This is a genomic window from Mesorhizobium sp. M1088, assembly GCF_040318575.1.
Taxonomy (GTDB): Bacteria; Pseudomonadota; Alphaproteobacteria; order Rhizobiales; family Rhizobiaceae; genus Mesorhizobium.
Genome location: NZ_JAMYMO010000036.1, coordinates 1 through 17,862, shown reverse-complemented (window position 1 = coordinate 17,862; position 17,862 = coordinate 1). Strand labels below are relative to the sequence as shown.

At 63.1% G+C, this 17,862-nt stretch carries 18 protein-coding genes; 9 read left to right on the top strand and 9 right to left on the bottom strand.

The genetic code is table 11. From position 1 onward, the window contains the following. Positions 1-21: 21 nt before the first annotated feature. The 7 genes from NKH49_RS27545 to mdh form a co-directional block, all read right to left on the bottom strand. Positions 22-3,009 carry a 2-oxoglutarate dehydrogenase E1 component gene (locus NKH49_RS27545; RefSeq protein ID WP_352615459.1) on the bottom strand — a complete coding sequence of 996 codons (2,988 nt, stop codon included), beginning with the start codon at positions 3,007-3,009 and terminating at the stop codon, positions 22-24. A 126-nt stretch (positions 3,010-3,135) separates the two neighbouring features. Next, the gene (sucD, locus tag NKH49_RS27540) at positions 3,136-4,038 is read right to left on the bottom strand and encodes a succinate--CoA ligase subunit alpha (RefSeq protein WP_352832377.1); all 903 of its coding nucleotides are present in this window, start codon (positions 4,036-4,038) and stop codon (positions 3,136-3,138) included. A gap of 12 nt (positions 4,039-4,050) precedes the next feature. Then, positions 4,051-4,548 carry a DUF1579 family protein gene (locus NKH49_RS27535; protein ID WP_352615462.1) on the bottom strand — a complete coding sequence of 166 codons (498 nt, stop codon included), beginning with the start codon at positions 4,546-4,548 and terminating at the stop codon, positions 4,051-4,053. Between the two features lie 2 nt (positions 4,549-4,550). Continuing rightward, positions 4,551-4,922 carry a cupin domain-containing protein gene (locus NKH49_RS27530; RefSeq protein WP_352615464.1) on the bottom strand — a complete coding sequence of 124 codons (372 nt, stop codon included), beginning with the start codon at positions 4,920-4,922 and terminating at the stop codon, positions 4,551-4,553. A 32-nt stretch (positions 4,923-4,954) separates the two neighbouring features. After that, on the bottom strand, positions 4,955-5,446 hold the full coding sequence (locus NKH49_RS27525; RefSeq protein ID WP_352615466.1) for a hypothetical protein: 492 nt from the start codon (positions 5,444-5,446) through the stop codon (positions 4,955-4,957). Continuing rightward, positions 5,446-6,642: an ADP-forming succinate--CoA ligase subunit beta gene (gene sucC / locus NKH49_RS27520; RefSeq protein ID WP_352615468.1), complete on the bottom strand. Its 1,197-nt coding sequence runs from the start codon at positions 6,640-6,642 to the stop codon at positions 5,446-5,448. Before sucC ends, NKH49_RS27525 begins: the two co-directional genes overlap by 1 nt. Positions 6,643-6,683: 41 nt before the next feature. Next, the gene (mdh, locus tag NKH49_RS27515; protein ID WP_352456335.1) at positions 6,684-7,652 is read right to left on the bottom strand and encodes a malate dehydrogenase; all 969 of its coding nucleotides are present in this window, start codon (positions 7,650-7,652) and stop codon (positions 6,684-6,686) included. Positions 7,653-7,884: 232 nt separating this feature from the next. Here mdh and NKH49_RS27510 point away from each other — a divergent pair, with 232 nt between their 5' ends. Next, complete coding sequence (locus NKH49_RS27510; RefSeq protein WP_352615470.1) at positions 7,885-8,313, top strand: GNAT family N-acetyltransferase; 429 nt, start codon at positions 7,885-7,887, stop codon at positions 8,311-8,313. Between the two features lie 34 nt (positions 8,314-8,347). On the opposite strand, the gene zapE is transcribed toward NKH49_RS27510, so the two are convergent. Together zapE and NKH49_RS27500 are read right to left on the bottom strand one after the other, a co-directional pair. Next, positions 8,348-9,550 carry a cell division protein ZapE gene (zapE, locus tag NKH49_RS27505; protein ID WP_352615472.1) on the bottom strand — a complete coding sequence of 401 codons (1,203 nt, stop codon included), beginning with the start codon at positions 9,548-9,550 and terminating at the stop codon, positions 8,348-8,350. Between the two features lie 143 nt (positions 9,551-9,693). After that, positions 9,694-10,233 carry a protease inhibitor Inh/omp19 family protein gene (locus NKH49_RS27500; protein ID WP_352615473.1) on the bottom strand — a complete coding sequence of 180 codons (540 nt, stop codon included), beginning with the start codon at positions 10,231-10,233 and terminating at the stop codon, positions 9,694-9,696. 304 nt (positions 10,234-10,537) lie between these two features. Between NKH49_RS27500 and NKH49_RS27495 the strand changes: the two genes are divergently transcribed. From NKH49_RS27495 to NKH49_RS27460, 8 genes are all read left to right on the top strand, one after another. Further along, positions 10,538-11,548, top strand: a complete 1,011-nt coding sequence (locus NKH49_RS27495; protein ID WP_352540819.1) for an MBL fold metallo-hydrolase — start codon at positions 10,538-10,540, stop codon at positions 11,546-11,548. Positions 11,549-11,618: 70 nt separating this feature from the next. Next, a complete protein-coding gene (locus NKH49_RS27490; protein ID WP_031195454.1) occupies positions 11,619-11,780 on the top strand; it encodes a DUF1328 family protein in 162 nt (53 codons plus the stop codon). 74 nt (positions 11,781-11,854) lie between these two features. Next, positions 11,855-12,739: a diaminopimelate epimerase gene (dapF, locus tag NKH49_RS27485; protein ID WP_352615475.1), complete on the top strand. Its 885-nt coding sequence runs from the start codon at positions 11,855-11,857 to the stop codon at positions 12,737-12,739. Next, on the top strand, positions 12,739-14,040 hold the full coding sequence (gene mtaB, locus NKH49_RS27480; RefSeq protein WP_352615477.1) for a tRNA (N(6)-L-threonylcarbamoyladenosine(37)-C(2))-methylthiotransferase MtaB: 1,302 nt from the start codon (positions 12,739-12,741) through the stop codon (positions 14,038-14,040). The genes dapF and mtaB overlap by 1 nt, the downstream gene beginning before the upstream one ends. A gap of 11 nt (positions 14,041-14,051) precedes the next feature. After that, the gene (gene ftsY / locus NKH49_RS27475; RefSeq protein ID WP_352615479.1) at positions 14,052-15,641 is read left to right on the top strand and encodes a signal recognition particle-docking protein FtsY; all 1,590 of its coding nucleotides are present in this window, start codon (positions 14,052-14,054) and stop codon (positions 15,639-15,641) included. A 60-nt stretch (positions 15,642-15,701) separates the two neighbouring features. Beyond that, on the top strand, positions 15,702-16,367 hold the full coding sequence (locus NKH49_RS27470; RefSeq protein WP_352493215.1) for a septation protein A: 666 nt from the start codon (positions 15,702-15,704) through the stop codon (positions 16,365-16,367). 90 nt (positions 16,368-16,457) lie between these two features. Then, positions 16,458-17,078, top strand: coding sequence for a pyridoxamine 5'-phosphate oxidase family protein (locus NKH49_RS27465; protein WP_352491642.1), 621 nt, complete (start codon positions 16,458-16,460; stop codon positions 17,076-17,078). Positions 17,079-17,118: 40 nt separating this feature from the next. After that, positions 17,119-17,652, top strand: a complete 534-nt coding sequence (locus NKH49_RS27460) for an NADPH-dependent FMN reductase (protein ID WP_352928820.1) — start codon at positions 17,119-17,121, stop codon at positions 17,650-17,652. Positions 17,653-17,862 lie beyond the last annotated feature (210 nt).

Sequence of the window (17,862 nt, the reverse complement as noted above, 5' to 3'; positions counted from 1 at the left end):
TCCGTTTCTTTCGGTTCTGTTCTATTCACCAAGCGCGTCGTCGAGCAAGGCGGCAAGCTGGGCGAGATGCTTCGACATCAATCCGGTCGCCGGCGAGGCGGCGGCTGGCCGGCCTGTATAGCGCACCCGCTGATGCTTGGCGTCGATATGCGCCAGCACCCATTCGAGATACGGGTCGATGAACGACCATGCGCCCATGTTCTTGGGCTCCTCCTGGCACCACACCATCTCGGCATTGCGAAAGCGCGACAGTTCGGTGATCAGCGCCTTGGCCGGGAACGGATAGAGCTGCTCGACGCGCAGCAAATAGATGTCGTTGATGCCGCGCTTCTCGCGCTCTTCGTAGAGGTCGTAATAGACCTTGCCCGAACAGAGCACGACACGGCGGATTTTCGAATCCTTGGTGAGCTTGATGGCCTGGCCTGACAGCAGCTGCGCGTCGTCCCACAACAGCCGGTGAAAGGCGCTTTCGCCCGACATTTCCGGCAGCGTCGATACCGCCCGCTTGTGGCGCAGCAGCGACTTCGGCGTCATCAGGATCAGCGGCTTACGGAAGTCCCGCTTCAATTGCCGGCGCAAGATGTGGAAGTAATTGGCCGGCGTCGTGACGTTGGCGACCTGCATGTTGTCTTCGGCACAAAGCTGCAGGAAGCGCTCGAGCCGGGCCGACGAATGCTCCGGCCCCTGGCCTTCATAGCCATGCGGCAGCAGGCAGACGAGGCCCGACATTCTGAGCCATTTGCGCTCGCCCGACGAGATGAACTGGTCGAACACCACCTGGGCGCCGTTGGCGAAGTCGCCGAACTGCGCTTCCCACAGCGTCAGCGCCTTCGGCTCGGCCAGCGAGTAGCCATATTCGAAGCCGAGCACGGCCTCTTCCGACAGCATCGAGTTGATGACCTCGAAGCCGGCCTGCGCCGCCGACAGATTGTTGAGCGGAATGTAGCGTGTCTCGTCGCGCTGGTCGTAGAGCACGGAATGGCGCTGCGAGAAGGTGCCGCGCTCCGAATCCTGTCCGGACAGCCGGATCGGATTGCCGTCGAGCAGGATGGCGCCGAAGGCCAGCGCCTCGGCCGTCGACCAGTCGATGCCTTCGCCGGACTCGATCGCCTGGCGGCGGTTGTCGAGGAAGCGGATGATCGTCCTGTGCGCCTCGAAATCCTTCGGCACCTCGGTCAGTTTCTTGCCGATCTCCTTCAGCATCTTGACCGGCACGGCGGTCTTGCCGCGCCGCTGTTCGTCCTGGTTGTCGGCCGAGCGCAGGCCGGACCACGCGCCGTCCAGCCAGTCCGCCTTGTTCGGCTTGTAATGCTGGCCCACCTCGAATTCCTGCTCGAGATGCGCCCGCCAATCGGCCTTCATCTTTTCGAACTCGGCCTGGGTGATGTGGCCTTCGGAAATCAGCCGGTCGGCATAGATCTGCACCGTCGTCTTCTGGTTGCGGATCTTGCGATACATGATCGGTTGGGTGAAGGCGGGCTCGTCGCCCTCATTGTGGCCAAAGCGGCGGTAGCAGAACATGTCCACCACGACAGGCTTGTGGAACTTCATGCGGAATTCGATCGCCACCTTGGTCGCATGGACCACGGCTTCCGGATCGTCGCCATTGACGTGGAAGATCGGCGCCTCGATCATCTTGGCCACGTCGGACGGATAGGGCGACGAGCGCGAGAAGCGCGGGTTGGTGGTGAAGCCGATCTGGTTGTTGATGATGAAATGCAGCGTGCCGGCGACGCGGTGGCCGCGCAGGCCCGACAGGCCGAGGATTTCGGCAATCACGCCCTGGCCGGCAAAGGCGGCGTCGCCATGCAGCAGCAAGGGCAGCACCTTAGCACGCTCTTCCAGCGGCACGATCTCCTCGCGGCTGCGGCCGAACAGATAGTCCTGTTTGGCGCGCGCCTTGCCCATCACCACCGGGTCGACGATTTCCAGATGCGAGGGATTGGCGGTCAGCGACAGATGCACCTTGTTGCCGTCGAACTCGCGATCCGACGAGGCACCGAGATGGTACTTCACGTCGCCCGAGCCCTCGACCTCGTCGGGCGCGGCGGAGCCGCCCTTGAACTCATGGAAAATGGCGCGGTGCGGCTTGGCCATCACCTGCGACAGCACGTTCAGCCGGCCGCGATGCGCCATGCCGAGCACGATCTCCTTCATGCCGAGCTGGCCGCCGCGCTTGATGATCTGCTCCAGCGCCGGGATCAGCGACTCGCCGCCATCGAGGCCGAAGCGCTTGGTGCCCTTGTACTTGACATCGATGAATTGCTCGAAGCCTTCCGCCTCGACAAGCTTCTGCAGGATCGCCTTCTTGCCGGCGGCGGTGAAGGAGATCTCCTTGTCGGTGCCCTCGATGCGCGCCTGGATCCAGGCCTTCTCCTCGGGATCGGAAATATGCATGAATTCGACGCCGAGCGTCGAGCAATAGGTCCGGGTCAGGATATCGAGCATCTGCCGGATGGTGCCGAATTCCAGCCCGAGCACATTGTCGAGGAAGATCGGCCGGTCGTAATCGGCTTCGGTGAAGCCGTAATTCTCCGGCGACAGCTCGTTATAATCCTCGAGCGGCTTGGCAATGCCCAGCGGATCGAGATTGGCGTGCAAATGGCCGCGCATGCGGAAGGCGCGGATCATCATGATGGCGCGGACGGAATCGCGCGTCGCCTGATGCACGTCGGCGTCGGAAAGCGCTGCGCCGTTGCCGACCGCCCTGTCCTTGACCTTTTTTTCGATGTGCTTTTCGACCAGGCCCCAATTGCCGTCCAGCGCCGAGACCAGCTCGCCATTGGCCTGCATCGGCCAGGAGGGCTTGGCCCAAGAGGCGCCCTTGGCGTTCCTGCGCACGTCGCCGGCGTCATCCTTCAGCGCCGCGAAGAAGTCCTGCCATTCGGGATCGACCGACGCGGGATCGTCCTCATAGGCGGCATAGAGCGCGTCGATATAATCGGCATTGCCGCCATAGAGGAAAGAGGTAAGCGAAAACTGGTCGTTGGCCTGATCTTGTCTTGCCATGTCACTGTCGAAGCCTTTGCTTCGTCTCCTTTGTTGGAGGGGAGTAAGGGAATAGGGGAGTAAGGGAGTAGGGCAAATGCCCTCGTCTTGTTCCCTACTCCCCTATTCCCGTACTCCCTTACTCCCCTAACCCTTGATCGCCTCGACCAGCGTCGTGCCGAGCCGGGCCGGCGATGGCGAAACCTTGATGCCGGCCGATTCCATCGCCGCGATCTTGTCTTCCGCGCCGCCCTTGCCGCCGGAGATGACCGCGCCCGCATGGCCCATAGTGCGGCCCGCCGGTGCGGTGCGCCCGGCGATGAAGCCGGCCATCGGCTTGCTGCGGCCGCGCTTTGCCTCGTCCTTGAGGAATTGCGCGGCGTCTTCCTCGGCCGAACCGCCGATTTCACCGATCATGATGATCGACTTGGTCTCGTCGTCGGCGAGGAACATCTCCAGCACATCGATGAACTCCGTGCCTTTGACCGGGTCGCCGCCGATGCCGACGGCGGTGGTCTGGCCGAGGCCGACATTGGTGGTCTGGAACACCGCCTCATAGGTAAGCGTTCCCGAGCGGGAAACAACGCCGACCGAGCCCTTGCGGAAGATGCTGCCGGGCATGATGCCTATCTTGCATTCGTCGGGGGTCAGCACGCCGGGGCAGTTCGGCCCGATCAGCCGCGACGTCGAACGGTCGAGCCTCGCCTTGACCTTGATCATGTCCATCACCGGTATGCCCTCGGTGATGCAGACGATCAGCGGGATCTCGGCCTCGATCGCTTCCAGGATCGCTTCGGCAGCACCCGCCGGCGGCACGTAGACGACCGAAGCGTTGGCGCCGGTCCTGGCCTTGCCTTCGGCTACGGTGGCGAAGATCGGAAGCGCCTCGCCTTTGGCGCCGGTCCAGGTTTCGCCGCCCTTCTTGGGGTGGATGCCGCCGACCATCTTTGTGCCGTGGTAGGCGAGCGCCTGTTCGGTATGGAACGTGCCGGTCTTGCCGGTCAGGCCCTGCACCAGCACCTTGGTGTTCTTGTCGACGAGAATGGACATCGGAGCCCTTTTCTAAAAACCGTTGATCGAGGAAGGCGAGACGCGCCGGTAGACGCCGCTCACCATGTCTTGCCAGCCATCGCCGCCGGCAGGTTTGAAATGCAGTCGCATGCGGAAGGCATCGGCATTGTCGAAAATATAAGTCACACGCGCGGAGCCGCGCTGCGACGACCGCTCCAGAACCAGCTCCGTGCCGTTCCAGCTGCCTTTGGCCGGCGACATCGGCACGAAACCCATCGAATCGAACTGGTGCATGGTGACGATTTTGTTTTGCTGGTCGAAGCCGAACACGCTGTACGCGCCGAACGAAACCGTGCCGTCGCGGCGCTGGCGATAGCGCTGCACTACGAACAGGCCGCCGAACTGTGCCTCTGCCAGTATTTCCGAACTCGCTGTTCCGCCGTCGGCCCAGTTCGTGGCCGACACCTCTTCCTCGCCGCGCCACGCTCCGACCAGCGCCCGCAGGCGCTGGTGATCGGCCGAGAGTGAGGAGAAGGGCGCAGCGTTCATGGTCAGAGCCGCTTGAGATCGGCGACGGTGAGGTCGCTCTTAGCATTGCCGGTGTTGAGCGTCGTCGCCGGCTCGAACATCAGCACCACCGGCTGTTCGCTGAGCGAGCGCGGCCGGTGCTCGACGGCGCGCGGCACAACGATGAACTCGCCGCTGCCAAGCTCAACCGTGCCGTCGCGGAAATCGATGGCGATGCGGCCGCGCAGCACCAAGAATGCTTCGTCTTCATTGTCATGCGCGTGCCAGTCGAAGACGTCGCCGAATTTGGCGATCTTGACCTGGCTGTCGTTCACGTCGCCGGCGATATGCGGATCGAAGACCTTCTTGATCTTCTGATCCGCCGCCTCGACGAGGTTTATCTTGTGCGGAGGCATCGCCTATCAACCTTGACCCTGAAGTTCTGTTTTCAAGCTGGACATTTTTGGTTTCCGTGAACGACAGCACCGATCCATCGGCCCCCGGCGCGCCGGATCGTCACGATCTGCACCGATAAATTGCCGCCAGACGTTCTCAATTCACCAAGGGACTTGGGGTCATCATCGACTTGGAAACTGCTGCCATATTTGGTCAGAAGCCTTTTCAGGATCATGTTGGCGGCCAGCTTCGGATCGTTGGTGCCGAAGGAGACCAGGCAGTCGCAGCGACCGTTCGAACTCTTGATTGAGGCAACGATTTCCGTAGCCTTGTAGACTTGTAGCCCGTCGGATCCGGCCTTGAACCCGCTTTGCCGGGCAACCGCGTTGAACCGGCCGAAGCTGGGCGCCGTTGCCGGACATAAGTTCATGAAGAGATTGACCCTCTTGCCGATCCAGGCGGGCGACTTCGAACTATCCGCGGCCGCAGCAGCGCTGGCCCAAAAAGCCATGCCGCAGAGCGCTATGGCCAGCAACCGATGCATCAGTCGCCCTTCACCGCCGCGACAATCTTCTTGGCTGCGTCATCGAGGTCATCGGCCGACACCACGTTCAGCCCGCTGTCGTTGATGATCTTCTTGCCGAGCTCGGCATTGGTGCCTTCCAGCCGCACCACCAGCGGCACTTGCAGGCCGACTTCCTTGACCGCGGCGATGACGCCCTCGGCGATGATGTCGCACTTCATGATGCCGCCGAAGATGTTGATCAGAATGCCTTTGACCGCCGGATCCTTGGTGATGATCTTGAACGCCGCCGTCACCTTTTCTTTCGACGCGCCGCCGCCGACATCGAGGAAGTTGGCCGGCTCGGCGCCATAGAGCTTGATGATGTCCATCGTTGCCATGGCGAGGCCGGCGCCGTTGACCATGCAGCCGATATTGCCGTCGAGCGCGACATAGGCGAGGTCGTATTTCGACGCCTCGATCTCCTTCTCGTCCTCTTCGGTGGTGTCGCGCAATTCGAGCACGTCCGGGTGGCGAAACAGCGCATTGTTGTCGAACGACACTTTGGCGTCGAGAACGCGCAGCCGGCCGCTCCTCATGACGATCAAAGGGTTGACCTCGAGCAGGCTCATGTCCTTCTCGACAAAGGCCTTGTAGAGGATGGGGAACAGCGTGGCGCCATCCTTGGCGGCGTCGCCGTCGAGCTTCAGCGCCGCGTTGAGCTTCCTCACATCGTCCGCAGTCACGCCCTTTTCCGGGTCGATGGCGACGGTGATGATCTTTTCCGGCGTGTCGTGGGCGACCGCCTCGATGTCCATGCCGCCCTCGGTCGAGACGACGAAGGCGACGCGCCCGACCGAGCGGTCGACCAGGATCGACAGATAGAGCTCGTGCTCGATGTCGGCGCCGTCCTCGATATAGAGCCGGTTGACCTGCTTGCCGGCCGGGCCGGTCTGCTTGGTGACCAGCGTATGGCCGAGCATCTCCTCGGCGTTGGCGACGACCTCGGCCACCGACTTCGCCAGCCTGACGCCGCCCTTGGCATCGGGCCCGAGCTCCCTGAACTTGCCCTTGCCGCGGCCGCCGGCATGGATCTGGCTCTTGACCACATAGAGTGGGCCGGGCAGCGCCTTGGCGGCAGCTTCCGCCTCGCTCGCCTTGAACACCGGCACGCCCTCGGCCACGGGTGCGCCAAAGCCTTTCAGCAGCGCCTTGCCCTGATACTCATGGATGTTCATGCGCTATGTCTCCAGCTTGCTTGGCGGGCTTGGCTACCGGCTTACTTGGCCGCGAGATGCGGAGCGATCTTGACGCAGGCGTCGCACAGGCCCTGCACCGCCGCGACCGAATTGTCGAACATCTTCTGCTCGCTCTTCGCGAGCTCGATCTCGATGATCCGCTCGACGCCGCCGGCGCCGATTACCACGGGAACGCCGACATAGGTGTTCTTGACGCCATATTGGCCGGAGAGGTACGCCGCACAGGGCAGCACCCGCTTCTTGTCCTTGAGATAGGCTTCGGCCATGGCGATGGCCGAGGCGGCCGGCGCATAAAAGGCAGAGCCGGTCTTGAGCAGGCCGACGATCTCGGCGCCGCCGTCGCGGGTGCGCTGCACGATCTGGTCGAGCCGCTCTTTCGAGGTCCAGCCCATCTTGATGAGGTCGGGCAGCGGGATGCCGGCAACCGTCGAATAACGGATCATCGGCACCATGGAATCGCCATGGCCGCCGAGCACGAAGGCGGTGACGTCCTCGACCGAGACCTTGAATTCCTCGGCCAGGAAATAACGAAAGCGCGAACTGTCGAGCACGCCGGCCATGCCGACGACATGGCTCTTGGGCAGGCCGGAAAACTTCTGCAGCGCCCAGACCATGGCGTCGAGCGGATTGGTGATGCAGATGACGAAGGCTTTCGGCGCGTATTTCTTGAGGCCGGCGCCGACCTGCTCCATCACCTTCAGATTGATGCCTAGAAGATCGTCGCGGCTCATGCCGGGCTTGCGCGGCACGCCGGCGGTGACGATGCAGACATCGGCGCCCTCGATGCCGGCATAGTCGTTGACGCCGGTCAGCCTCGAGTCGAACCCATCGACCGGCGACGACTGCGCGATGTCCAGTCCCTTGCCTTGCGGGATGCCTTCGGCGATATCGAACAGCACGACGTCGCCGAGATCCTTGAGGCCGACCATGTGGGCGAGGGTGCCGCCGATCATGCCCGAGCCGATGAGCGCTATCTTGTTGCGTGCCATGTCAGGATGTTTTCCCTTTGACTATGACGGCGCCCAAACCCTTGACGATTTGATGACGGCGTCGGAGGAAGAGGCCGGAATGCTGCGGAACCGCGAAATTCGCCGCACGCAATAGCCCCGGCCGCACAAAAATTCAAACGATTATTTTGGAGTGAGTAATTTCAATCGGTTAGAAACAATGGGAATTACGTAAACGTCAAAATTCTGAAGCCGACTAGAGGAATTCTACACAATGGCAGTGGAAATCAGAAGGCTGTTTCCTGGCGATGACGCCCTTGTGATGCGGGTTGCCGACGAAGTCTTCGACGAGCCGGTCAGGCCGGATCGGCTCTCCGCCTATCTCGCGGAGCCCGGTCATTTCATGGTCGTGGCCCTCGCCGACGACATCGTCGTTGGCCAATGCGCAGCCGTCATCCACCGCCACCCGGACAAGGTGAGCGAACTCTACATAGACGAGGTCGGCGTGGCGCCGGCCTTTCAACGCCTGGGCATTGCGACGAGGATGCTCGGCGCCATGTTGGCACTCGGTCGCGAGCATGGCTGTGAGGAGGCGTGGGTCGGCACCGAGCCGGACAATGTCGCTGCTCGCGCACTTTACGAGTCGCGAAAAGAGCCGCATGGGCCGGCGGAGGGGTTCGTCATGTATGTTTATCGATTATAGGCGCCGGCGGCAGCGCCCCCTTCGGTACTATCCCTCACGCCTGTGCCTGCCGTGCCTCCGTCGATGATCCCTGCGCCCTCTGCCTCTTCGCCCAGTCCTCCAGCCAGTCGTGGCTCTGCATCTCGATCAGCCGCGATGCGGTGCGCTCGAACTCGAAGACTTCGTTGCCGCGCTTGGCCGTATAGAGCTGCGCCGGCGGTGCCGCGGCGCTCATCACCAGCCGTACATGATGATCGTAGAGCGTATCGACCAGCAGGATGAAGCGCTTGGCTTCGTTGCGCTTGCCTTCGCCGAGCACCGGCACATGGTCGATGAAGATGGTCGAGAAGCGGGCGGCAATGGCAAGATAGTCGCGGGCGCCGAGCGGCCTCTCGCAGAGATCGGCGAAGGAAAACCGCGCAGCCTCCCCTGCAGCCCGCGGCACCATGACGTGCCGGCCCTTCACCGTCAGCATCGTCTCGGCCGTCGGCCTGCCATGTGTCATCACCGCCCACGCGTCGTCGAGCGCATGGTCGGCGGCGGCATCGGCCGGGGTGACGTAGACCGGCATGCGGCTGAGCTTGTCGAGGCGGTAATCCTTGTCGGCGTCAAGCGCCAGCACCTGCGCGTGGCGCTCCAGGATAGCGACAAACGGCAAAAACAACTGACGGTTCAGGCCGTCGCGGTAGAGATCCTGCGGCGCAACATTGGAAGTGGCAACCAGCACCATGCCATTGGCAAACAACGCCGAAAACAACCTTGACAGGATCATCGCATCGGCGATGTCGGTGACGGAGAACTCGTCGAAGCATAGCACCCAGGCTTCCTCGGCCAGCGCGCGCGCCACCGGCGGGATCGGATCGTCCTCCTTGGCCGTGCCGTTCTTGCGAGCCTGTCGGTGCTTCTGGATGCGGTCCTGCACGTCGGCCATGAAGTCGTTGAAATGCACCCGGCGCTTGCGCCGCACCGGCAGCAGCTCGAAAAACATGTCCATCAGCATGGTCTTGCCGCGGCCGACGCCGCCATGGATATAAAGGCCCTTGACCGCCTCGTGCACCTCGCGCTTGCGGGCGAACAACCACCCCAGCGCGCTTGATTTCTGCGCCAGCCGCTTTGCCGATATCTCTTCGATCAGCCGGTCGAGCGCAGCGGCGATCCGCTCCTGCGCCGGATCGCGCCCGATGGCGCCCGTCTCGACCAGATGGTCATAGCGCTGCTTGACGGTCGCATGGGTCTGGAGGCCGTCACGCAGATGCATTGGTCACGTCGTTCCGGAGCAATTCCAAGAAAAGTGTGTAGCGGTTTTCTGTCCGGAATTGCGTAAAAAACAAAAGAGGCAATTCCAGGAAAAGTGTGTAACGGTTTTCCGTCCGGAATTGCGTAACAATGGGGGCCGTTTTCTTACCTTGTAAGCGAGATCGGCAGGCCGTTGGAAGTCTGGCCGTCGAATTTCTCGCCGCCTGAGGAATAAAGCCGTGCCAGCGTGCCGCCATTCTCGTCGTAGAGCGTCAGTTGCTTGCCGGCGACGTTCCAGGATTTGATGCCATCGAGCGGCGCCGGGCAATGCAGCGGTCCGGCGCGGTAGCCCGACCCGAATTTGGTCTGCGGCGTCGCCACCTGACAGCTCTGGCCGGACACGCTTGCCTTCCAAACACCGGCGACGCTGGACGCGGTCAGGTCGGCTGCACCGGCCGGCGCCGTCCCGTCGGGCGGCAGCGAGGCGACCTGCGTGCTCTGCGGCGCGGTCGGAAATTTCGACGGGTCGGCCGGGCCGGGTGTCGCCGGTGGCGGCAGCTGGTTTGCAGTCACCTTGCCGGCGGGCGCAGCTTCCAGCGGCGCCGGCTGCTGCTCATCCATCGATGTGAACCGTGAGGTTGAACAGCCGCTCGCAACGAGCACGGCCAACGATACGGCCAGCGGGCCGGTTTTCGAAAATTTCATTCTTCAACCTCCGTCGGATCGGGCTGGGGATGCCGTCCGCGCAATGTCCCCCTCACCAAGATGGAGAAGGTGGCGAAATTTCAACCCGATATGGTTAAAATACGGTTTGCGCCGGTAATGTTGCAAATTTGTCGCAAAATTCACATTGCCTGAAATTGCGTTACGCCTTGGCCGTTTGGCCGACACCTCCGGTTGATTCGATACGGCGCGCTGGCGCCAAATCCTTGGCGTTCACCTCAAATGCTTGTGCGGGCCGGCGCCGGCATTATCTCTTGGGATCAGCAAACTGCAGGGAGCCGATTTCTTGGCCGCGAGAAAGAGAGCCGCCAACCGCTATTACAGCGGGCCGCCCAGCGATCATTTCGACGGCACCTTGTTCTTCAATCCCGACGGACGGCCGCCGGGTCGCTTTGCCGATCTGTTGAAATGGCAATTGAGCCGCGAGCGCTCGAAATGGCCGGCGGCGGATCCGAGCCCGTTTCCACCGGCAAGACCGGTCGAGCGCATCGATGGTTCTGCGCTGCGCCTCACCATGGTCGGTCATTCCTCGCTGCTCGTCCAGACAGCCGGCCTGAACATCCTGACCGACCCAGTCTGGTCGCGACGCGTCTCGCCGCTCTCCTTCGCCGGTCCGAAACGCGTCAATCCGCCGGGCATCGCGTTTTCGCATTTGCCGCCGATCGACCTCGTGCTGGTCAGCCACAACCATTACGACCATCTCGACCTCGCCACGCTGAAGCGCCTGAAGACAAGACACGACCCGCTGCTGCTGACGCCGCTCGGCAACGACACGATCATCGGCGCTGCCGTGCCCCGTATGAGGCTTTCCGCGCATGACTGGGGCGACCGGGTCGATATCGGCGATGGCGTCGCCGTCCATGTCGAGCCGGTGCACCACTGGTCGGCCCGCGGTACTCGCGACCGGCGCATGGCGCTGTGGGCGGGTTTCGTCGTCGAGACACCCGACGCAAAGATCTATTTCGCCGGCGATACCGGCTTCCACGGTGGCATCAATTACCGGCTGATGGCGCAAAAGCACGGCGGCTTCCGCCTCGCCATCCTGCCGATCGGCGCCTACGAACCGCGCTGGTTCATGGCGCCACATCACCAGGATCCGGAGGAGGCGGTGCAAGGCATGCTTTTGTGCAACGCCGCCTATGCAGCCGGCTGTCACTGGGGCACGTTCCGGCTCACCAACGAGCCGATCGACGAGCCGCCCAGAAAGCTCGGCGAAGCGCTCGATGCTGCCGGCCTGCCGCGGCAACGTTTTCGCGCCTTGCGGCCGGGCGAAGTCTGGGACGTGCCGGCGGTCTAGCGCGGCGGAACCTAAGGCATCACATAGACGTTTGTAGGTGTTCAAACCTGTCGGCTGCGAGGTGTCTCTCATGATCAGGTGGATCATCATTCTTTTGATTATCGCGGCCGCGGCGAGCCTGCTCGGCATGCCGGCACTGGCCGGAGCCGCCGCCACCGGCGCGCGCATCCTCATCGGCATCGTGCTGATCATCTTCCTGCTGATCGTGCTTGGCGTCTTCGCGGTGACTTGAAAATCACGCCGCGCTGGTAATTTCTGCCGCTATCCGCCATATAGGCGCCAAACCGGCAAGAGACCTTTCGATCGATGGCAAGCGCGGCCCCTTTCGCCAAGATGAACGGCATCGGCAACGAAATCATCGTTGCCGATATGCGTGGCCGTGCCGATCGCGTGGCGCCTGCGGCAGCCGTCGCGCTTAATGCCGATGCGGCGACCAGGTTCGACCAGATCATGGCGATCCACGACCCCAGGACGCCGGGCACCGCCTTTTTCATCGACATCTTGAATTCCGACGGAACCAGGGCGCAAGCCTGCGGCAACGGCATGCGTTGTGTCGTCCAGGCGCTCGCCGCCGAGACCGGCCAGAAGACATTTGCCTTTGAAACAGTCGCCGGCATCCTCAATGCCGAGGAACATGCCGACGGAATGATCTCGGTCGACATGGGCAGGCCGCGCTTTGGCTGGCAGGACATCCCGCTGGCCGAGGAATTCCGCGACACCCGCATGATCGAGCTGCAGATCGGCCCGATCGATGCTCCGGTGCTGCATTCGCCGTCGGTCGTCTCGATGGGCAATCCGCACGCCATCTTCTGGGTCGACCGCGACGTCTGGTCGTACGAGCTCGAGCGCTTCGGCCCGCTGCTCGAAAACCACCCGATCTTCCCCGAGCGCGCCAACATCACCATCGCGCAGGTGACCTCGCCGGAGACCATGGCCATCCGCACCTGGGAGCGCGGCGCCGGTCTGACCAAGGCCTGCGGCACGGCTGCTTGCGCCGCTGTGGTCGCCGCGTCCCGCACCCGGCGTACCGGCCGCGGCGTCACGCTGATGACGCCCGGCGGCGGCTCGCTGCATGTTTTGTGGCGCGACGACGACCACGTCATCCTCACCGGTGCCGCCGAATGGGAATTTTCCGGCAGCTTCGATCCGTCGACCGGGGCGTGGGCGCGCGACACCGAAAGCGCCGCCTGATGGCTCCTCTTGGCAACAAGGGTATCGAGGTCGTCACCTTCGGCTGCCGGCTGAACACCTATGAATCCGAGGTGATGCGGCGTGAAGCCGAAAGTGCGGGCCTCGGCGGCCTCGAAGGCGGTGCCATCATCTTCAACACCTGCGCCGTCACCGGCGAGGCTGTACGCCAGGCCAAGCAGTCGATCAGAAAAGCCCGCCGTGAGAACCCGGCCGCCCGCATCATCGTCACCGGCTGCGCCGCGCAGACCGGCCCGCAGGATTTCGTCGCCATGGACGAGGTCGATCTCGTCCTCGGCAATGAGGAAAAGCTGAAGGCGCATTCCTATCGCGCGCTGCCGGATTTCGGCATCAACGACACTGAGAAGGCGCGCGTCAACGATATCTTTTCGGTGCGCGAGACGGCCGCCCACATGGTCGACGCCATCGAGGGCCGGGCGCGCGCTTTTGTCCAGGTGCAGAACGGCTGCGACCACCGCTGCACCTTCTGCATCATTCCGTACGGTCGCGGCAATTCGCGCTCGGTGCCGATGGGCGCCGTGGTCGAGCAGATCAAGCGACTCGTCGGCAATGGTTATGCCGAGATCGTGCTGACGGGCGTCGACATGACCAGTTTTGGCGCCGATCTGCCGGGCGCACCGAAGCTCGGCAAATTGGTCAAGACCATCCTGAAGCAGGTGCCAGACGTGAAACGCCTGCGGCTTTCCTCGATCGACTCGATCGAAGCCGACGACGATCTGCTGGACGCCATCGCCACCGAGCCGAGGCTGATGCCGCATCTGCATCTGTCGCTGCAATCGGGTGACGACATGATCCTGAAGCGGATGAAGCGCCGGCACAGCCGCGACCAGTCGATCCGCTTTTGCGAGGATGTGCGCAAACTGCGCCCCGGCATTGTTTTCGGCGCCGACATCATCGCCGGCTTCCCGACCGAGACGGACGCCATGTTCGAAAACTCGCTGGAGATCGTCGAGGAATGCGGCCTGACGCATCTCCACGTCTTCCCGTTTTCGCCGCGCCAGGGCACGCCCGCCGCGCGCATGCCGCAGCTCCGCCGCGACGTCGTCAAGCAACGCGCGGCACGCCTGCGCGCCGCCGGCGAGGCCGCCTATCGCCGCCATCTTGCCTCGCTCGCTGGAACGCATCAGTCGATCCTGGTCGAGCGTGACGGCCTTGGCCGCACCGAAGGGTTTACGCTGGCCGCGGTCTCTGCCGGCGCTCCGGGCGACATTGTCGAGGCTGATATCGCCGGCCATGACGGTATCCGACTGATCGCCGCGCCGCTTGCCGCCCGCGCCGCCTGAGAGCGCAAGACATGGCTGGGTTTTTCAAGAAGATATTTTCGTTCGGCAAGAAGGAAGTCGTCGAGGAGCGGCCCGACGAGGCCGCGCCGCTGCCGCCGATCAAATGGGACGAACTGGAGGCGCTGAAACCGGTCGCCGAGCAGGCCGTCCCGGAGTTTTTGAAACGCGAAGAATCGCGGCCCGAAGTCGAAGCCGTACCTCCACCGCCAGTCGAACCAGAGTTGCCTCCGGCACCGCAACCGGCGCCGGAAGAGCAGAAGCCTGAGCCGCCGCCGACCATTCCACCCGAGCCGGAAACGCCTGCTGAGGAACCGGAGGAGATCCGGGCCGAGCCGCAGCAGCCAGAAATCGTCCCCTCCCAGCTGGAACCTGCACCCGTCGAAGTGCCGGTAGTGCCCACCGAGGCTCCCTCAGCAGCGCCAGTGCACGAAGTCCCGCCCGCCGAAATACCGCCCCCGATCCGCCAGCCAGCGCCGGTCGAGACGAAACCGATCTTGACCGAGATCGCGCCCGAACCGGAGGTCGTGCCGGCGCCCCACCCTCCCATCGAGGGGGAGGTAAAGCCCGAGCCGGAAGCCGTTCCGCAACCAGCGCTGGAGCCAAAGCCCGCCCCCGGCAAAGTCACCGTAACCAAGAAGGTCGAGCAGAAAGCCGAGCCGCAGAAGGCGCCCGAACCGGCGCCGAGGCGTTCCTGGTTCCAGCGCATGCGAGACGGGCTTGCCCGGTCTTCCCGGGAGTTGTCCGGCAACATCGCCGGCGTCTTCACCAAGCGGAAGCTTGACGAGGATACGCTGCAGGACCTGGAGGATGTGCTGATCCGCGCCGATCTCGGCATGGAGACGGCTTTGCGCGTTACCGACGCGCTCTCCGCCAGCCGCTACGGCAAGGACGTCTCCGACACCGAAGTCCGCGCCATCATGGCGGCCGAGGTGGAGAAGGTACTGACCCATGTCGCCATGCCGCTAGAACTCGATCTCAGCCACAAGCCGCATGTCATCCTGGTCGTCGGTGTCAACGGCACCGGCAAGACCACAACCATCGGCAAGCTGGCGGCAAAGCTGACCGATGGCGGCCTCTCGGTGATGCTCGCTGCCGGCGACACTTTTCGCGCCGCCGCGATCGAGCAGCTGAAGATCTGGGGCGAGCGTACCAACTCGCCGGTCATTGCCTCGAAGCTCGGCGCCGATGCCGCCGGCCTCGCCTACGATGCATTCGAGCGCGCGAAGGAGGCCGGCTCCGACGTGCTGATCATCGACACCGCCGGGCGGCTGCAGAACAAGACCGAACTGATGGCGGAACTGGAAAAGATCGTCCGGGTGCTGGGCAAGCTCGATCCGGAAGCGCCGCACACCGTGCTGCAGACGGTCGATGCCACCACCGGCCAGAATGCGCTCAACCAGGTCGAGATCTTCCGCAATGTCGCCGGCGTCAACGGCCTGGTAATGACCAAGCTGGACGGCACGGCGCGCGGCGGTATTCTGGTGGCGATCGCGGCAAAGCACAAATTGCCGGTCTATTTCATCGGCGTCGGCGAACAGGTCGACGACCTCGAACCCTTTTCCGCAAGCGAATTCGCCAGGGCGATCGCTGGAGTGGCTTGACGAGCATGATTCCGAAAAGTTGCAGGCTCTTTGGATTGGATCATGCGTAAGAAGGACGCTATGAACCCACCCATCCTCGAAGGCGACCCGTCCGATCCGCGACGCAGGGCGTTGAACCCCGGCCTGAAATTCCTGCTCGAACTCGGGCCTGGCCTGGTGTTCTTTTTCACCACCATCCGCGGCGCGTGGCTTGTCGGGAAGTTTCCGATCCTCGGCCATATCGGCGAGCCTATCCTGATTGCCACAGCGTTCTTTATGGTGGCGACGGCGCTATCGCTCAGCGTTTCGTGGATTTTGACGCGCAGCTGGCCGATCATGCCGTTGGTCTCGGCCATCGTGGTGTTTGTGTTTGGCGCGCTGGCGCTGTGGCTGCAGGACAAGACCTTCGCTTTCATGAAGCCGACAATCATCAACAGCCTGTTCGGCATCACGTTGCTTGGCGGGTTGGCGTTTGGCAGATCGCTGTTGGGCTATGTCTTTGATTCCGCCTTCAATCTCGACGCCGAAGGCTGGCGCAAGCTCACTTTCCGATGGGGACTCTTCTTCCTTTTTCTGGCTGCGCTGAACGAGATCGTGTGGCGCAACTTTTCTGAGGAAGCCTGGCTTTATTTCAAGGTCTGGGGCACGATTCCCATTACCCTTGTCTTCACGTTAAGCCAAATGCCGTTGATCCTGCGCCATTCGCTCGAGGACAAGGCCGGCAAGGAAGAGAAGGCCGGCAAATAGAGCAATTCCAGGAAAGTGTGTAGCGGTTTTCCCGGGAAAAGCGCGTAGCGTTTTCCCTAGGGAATTGCATCAGAATAAGGGGAGAGGGGCATGGAATTCATCACCACGCGCGACGAGTTGAGGACGATCTACAAGACGCCTCGGCTGACCGACGGCTCGATCCGCAAGGAATTGAAGACATTGGACGGCCACTGCCGTTCATTCATCGGCAAGAGCCCGTTCGTGCTGATCGGCTCGTCCGACGGCGCCGGCAATGCCGATGTGACGCCCAAGGGCGACAGGCCGGGTTTTGTGGCAGTGCTCGACGAGAAGACCATCGCCATCCCCGACCGGCCGGGCAACAACCGGCTCGACACGCTGGAGAACATCCTTCTCAATCCCTCGGTCGGGCTGCTCTTCCTCATTCCCGGCATGAACGAGACGCTGCGTGTCAACGGCGATGCCCGCATAACCGTCGATGCGGCGTTACGCGAGCGGCTGGCGGTCGACGGCAAGGCGCCGCAAAGCGTCGTCGTGGTGACGGTCAAGGCCGCCTATATGCATTGCGCCAAGGCCTTCATGCGCTCCGAACTGTGGAAGCCGGAGAGCTGGTACGACCGCGCGACGCTGCCGACGCTCGGCCAGATCCTGCGCGACCAGCTGGCGCTCGCCGATTCGGCCGAGGCGACCGACCGCTGGCTGGATGAGGAATACAGGGAGACCATGTGGTAGCGTGCCCGGCAACGAATCGCCCAAGCCGGTCTCCATTCCTTTGCTGAACATCCTCGCCATCTCCGGCAGCCTGCGCGCCGCCTCGACCAATTCGGCCCTGGTCGCGGCACTCGCGCAAAACGCGCCGCCGGACTGTCACGTCTCCGTCTACGATGGACTTGGCCGGCTGCCGATCTTCAACCCCGACGACGAAGGCGAGCGGACGCCGCCGCAAGCAGCGGCGCTGATCGACGCGGTCACCGCCGCTGACGGCATCATTGTCTCCTGCCCGGAATATGCCCACGGTATGCCAGGCGGCCTGAAGAACGCGCTCGACTGGCTGGTGTCGCGCGATGCCGCCGTCGGCAAACCGGCCATGCTGGTCCACGCCTCGCCGCGCTCGCTGTTTGCCCGCGCCGCACTGGCCGAGGTCATGCGGACAATGTCTTTCGCGCTCTATGGGGAGGCAGCGCTCGAAATAGCGCTGCTCGGCAAGAAGCCGCCGGAGGTGGAGGATATCTTATCGCAGCCGGAAAACCGGCTGACGATGCGCGATGCCCTATCCGCCTTCGCGGAGTTCATCCGCTCGCGTTAAGTGGCGGCCATCGTGCTGTCGTTATCCCAGGGCAGAGCGAACGCGAAGCGAGCGTCGGCGATCCTTCGCGCCCCCCTCTGTCCTGCCGGACATCTCCCCCTCTTGGAGGTGTTTGGACCGGAGACATCGCGAACAGGTGTGCGAGGACATCGCGAACAGTTTGGCGCGCTTTGCGCCGGGAGGTTCGGGATGCCATTCGAGGACACGAGC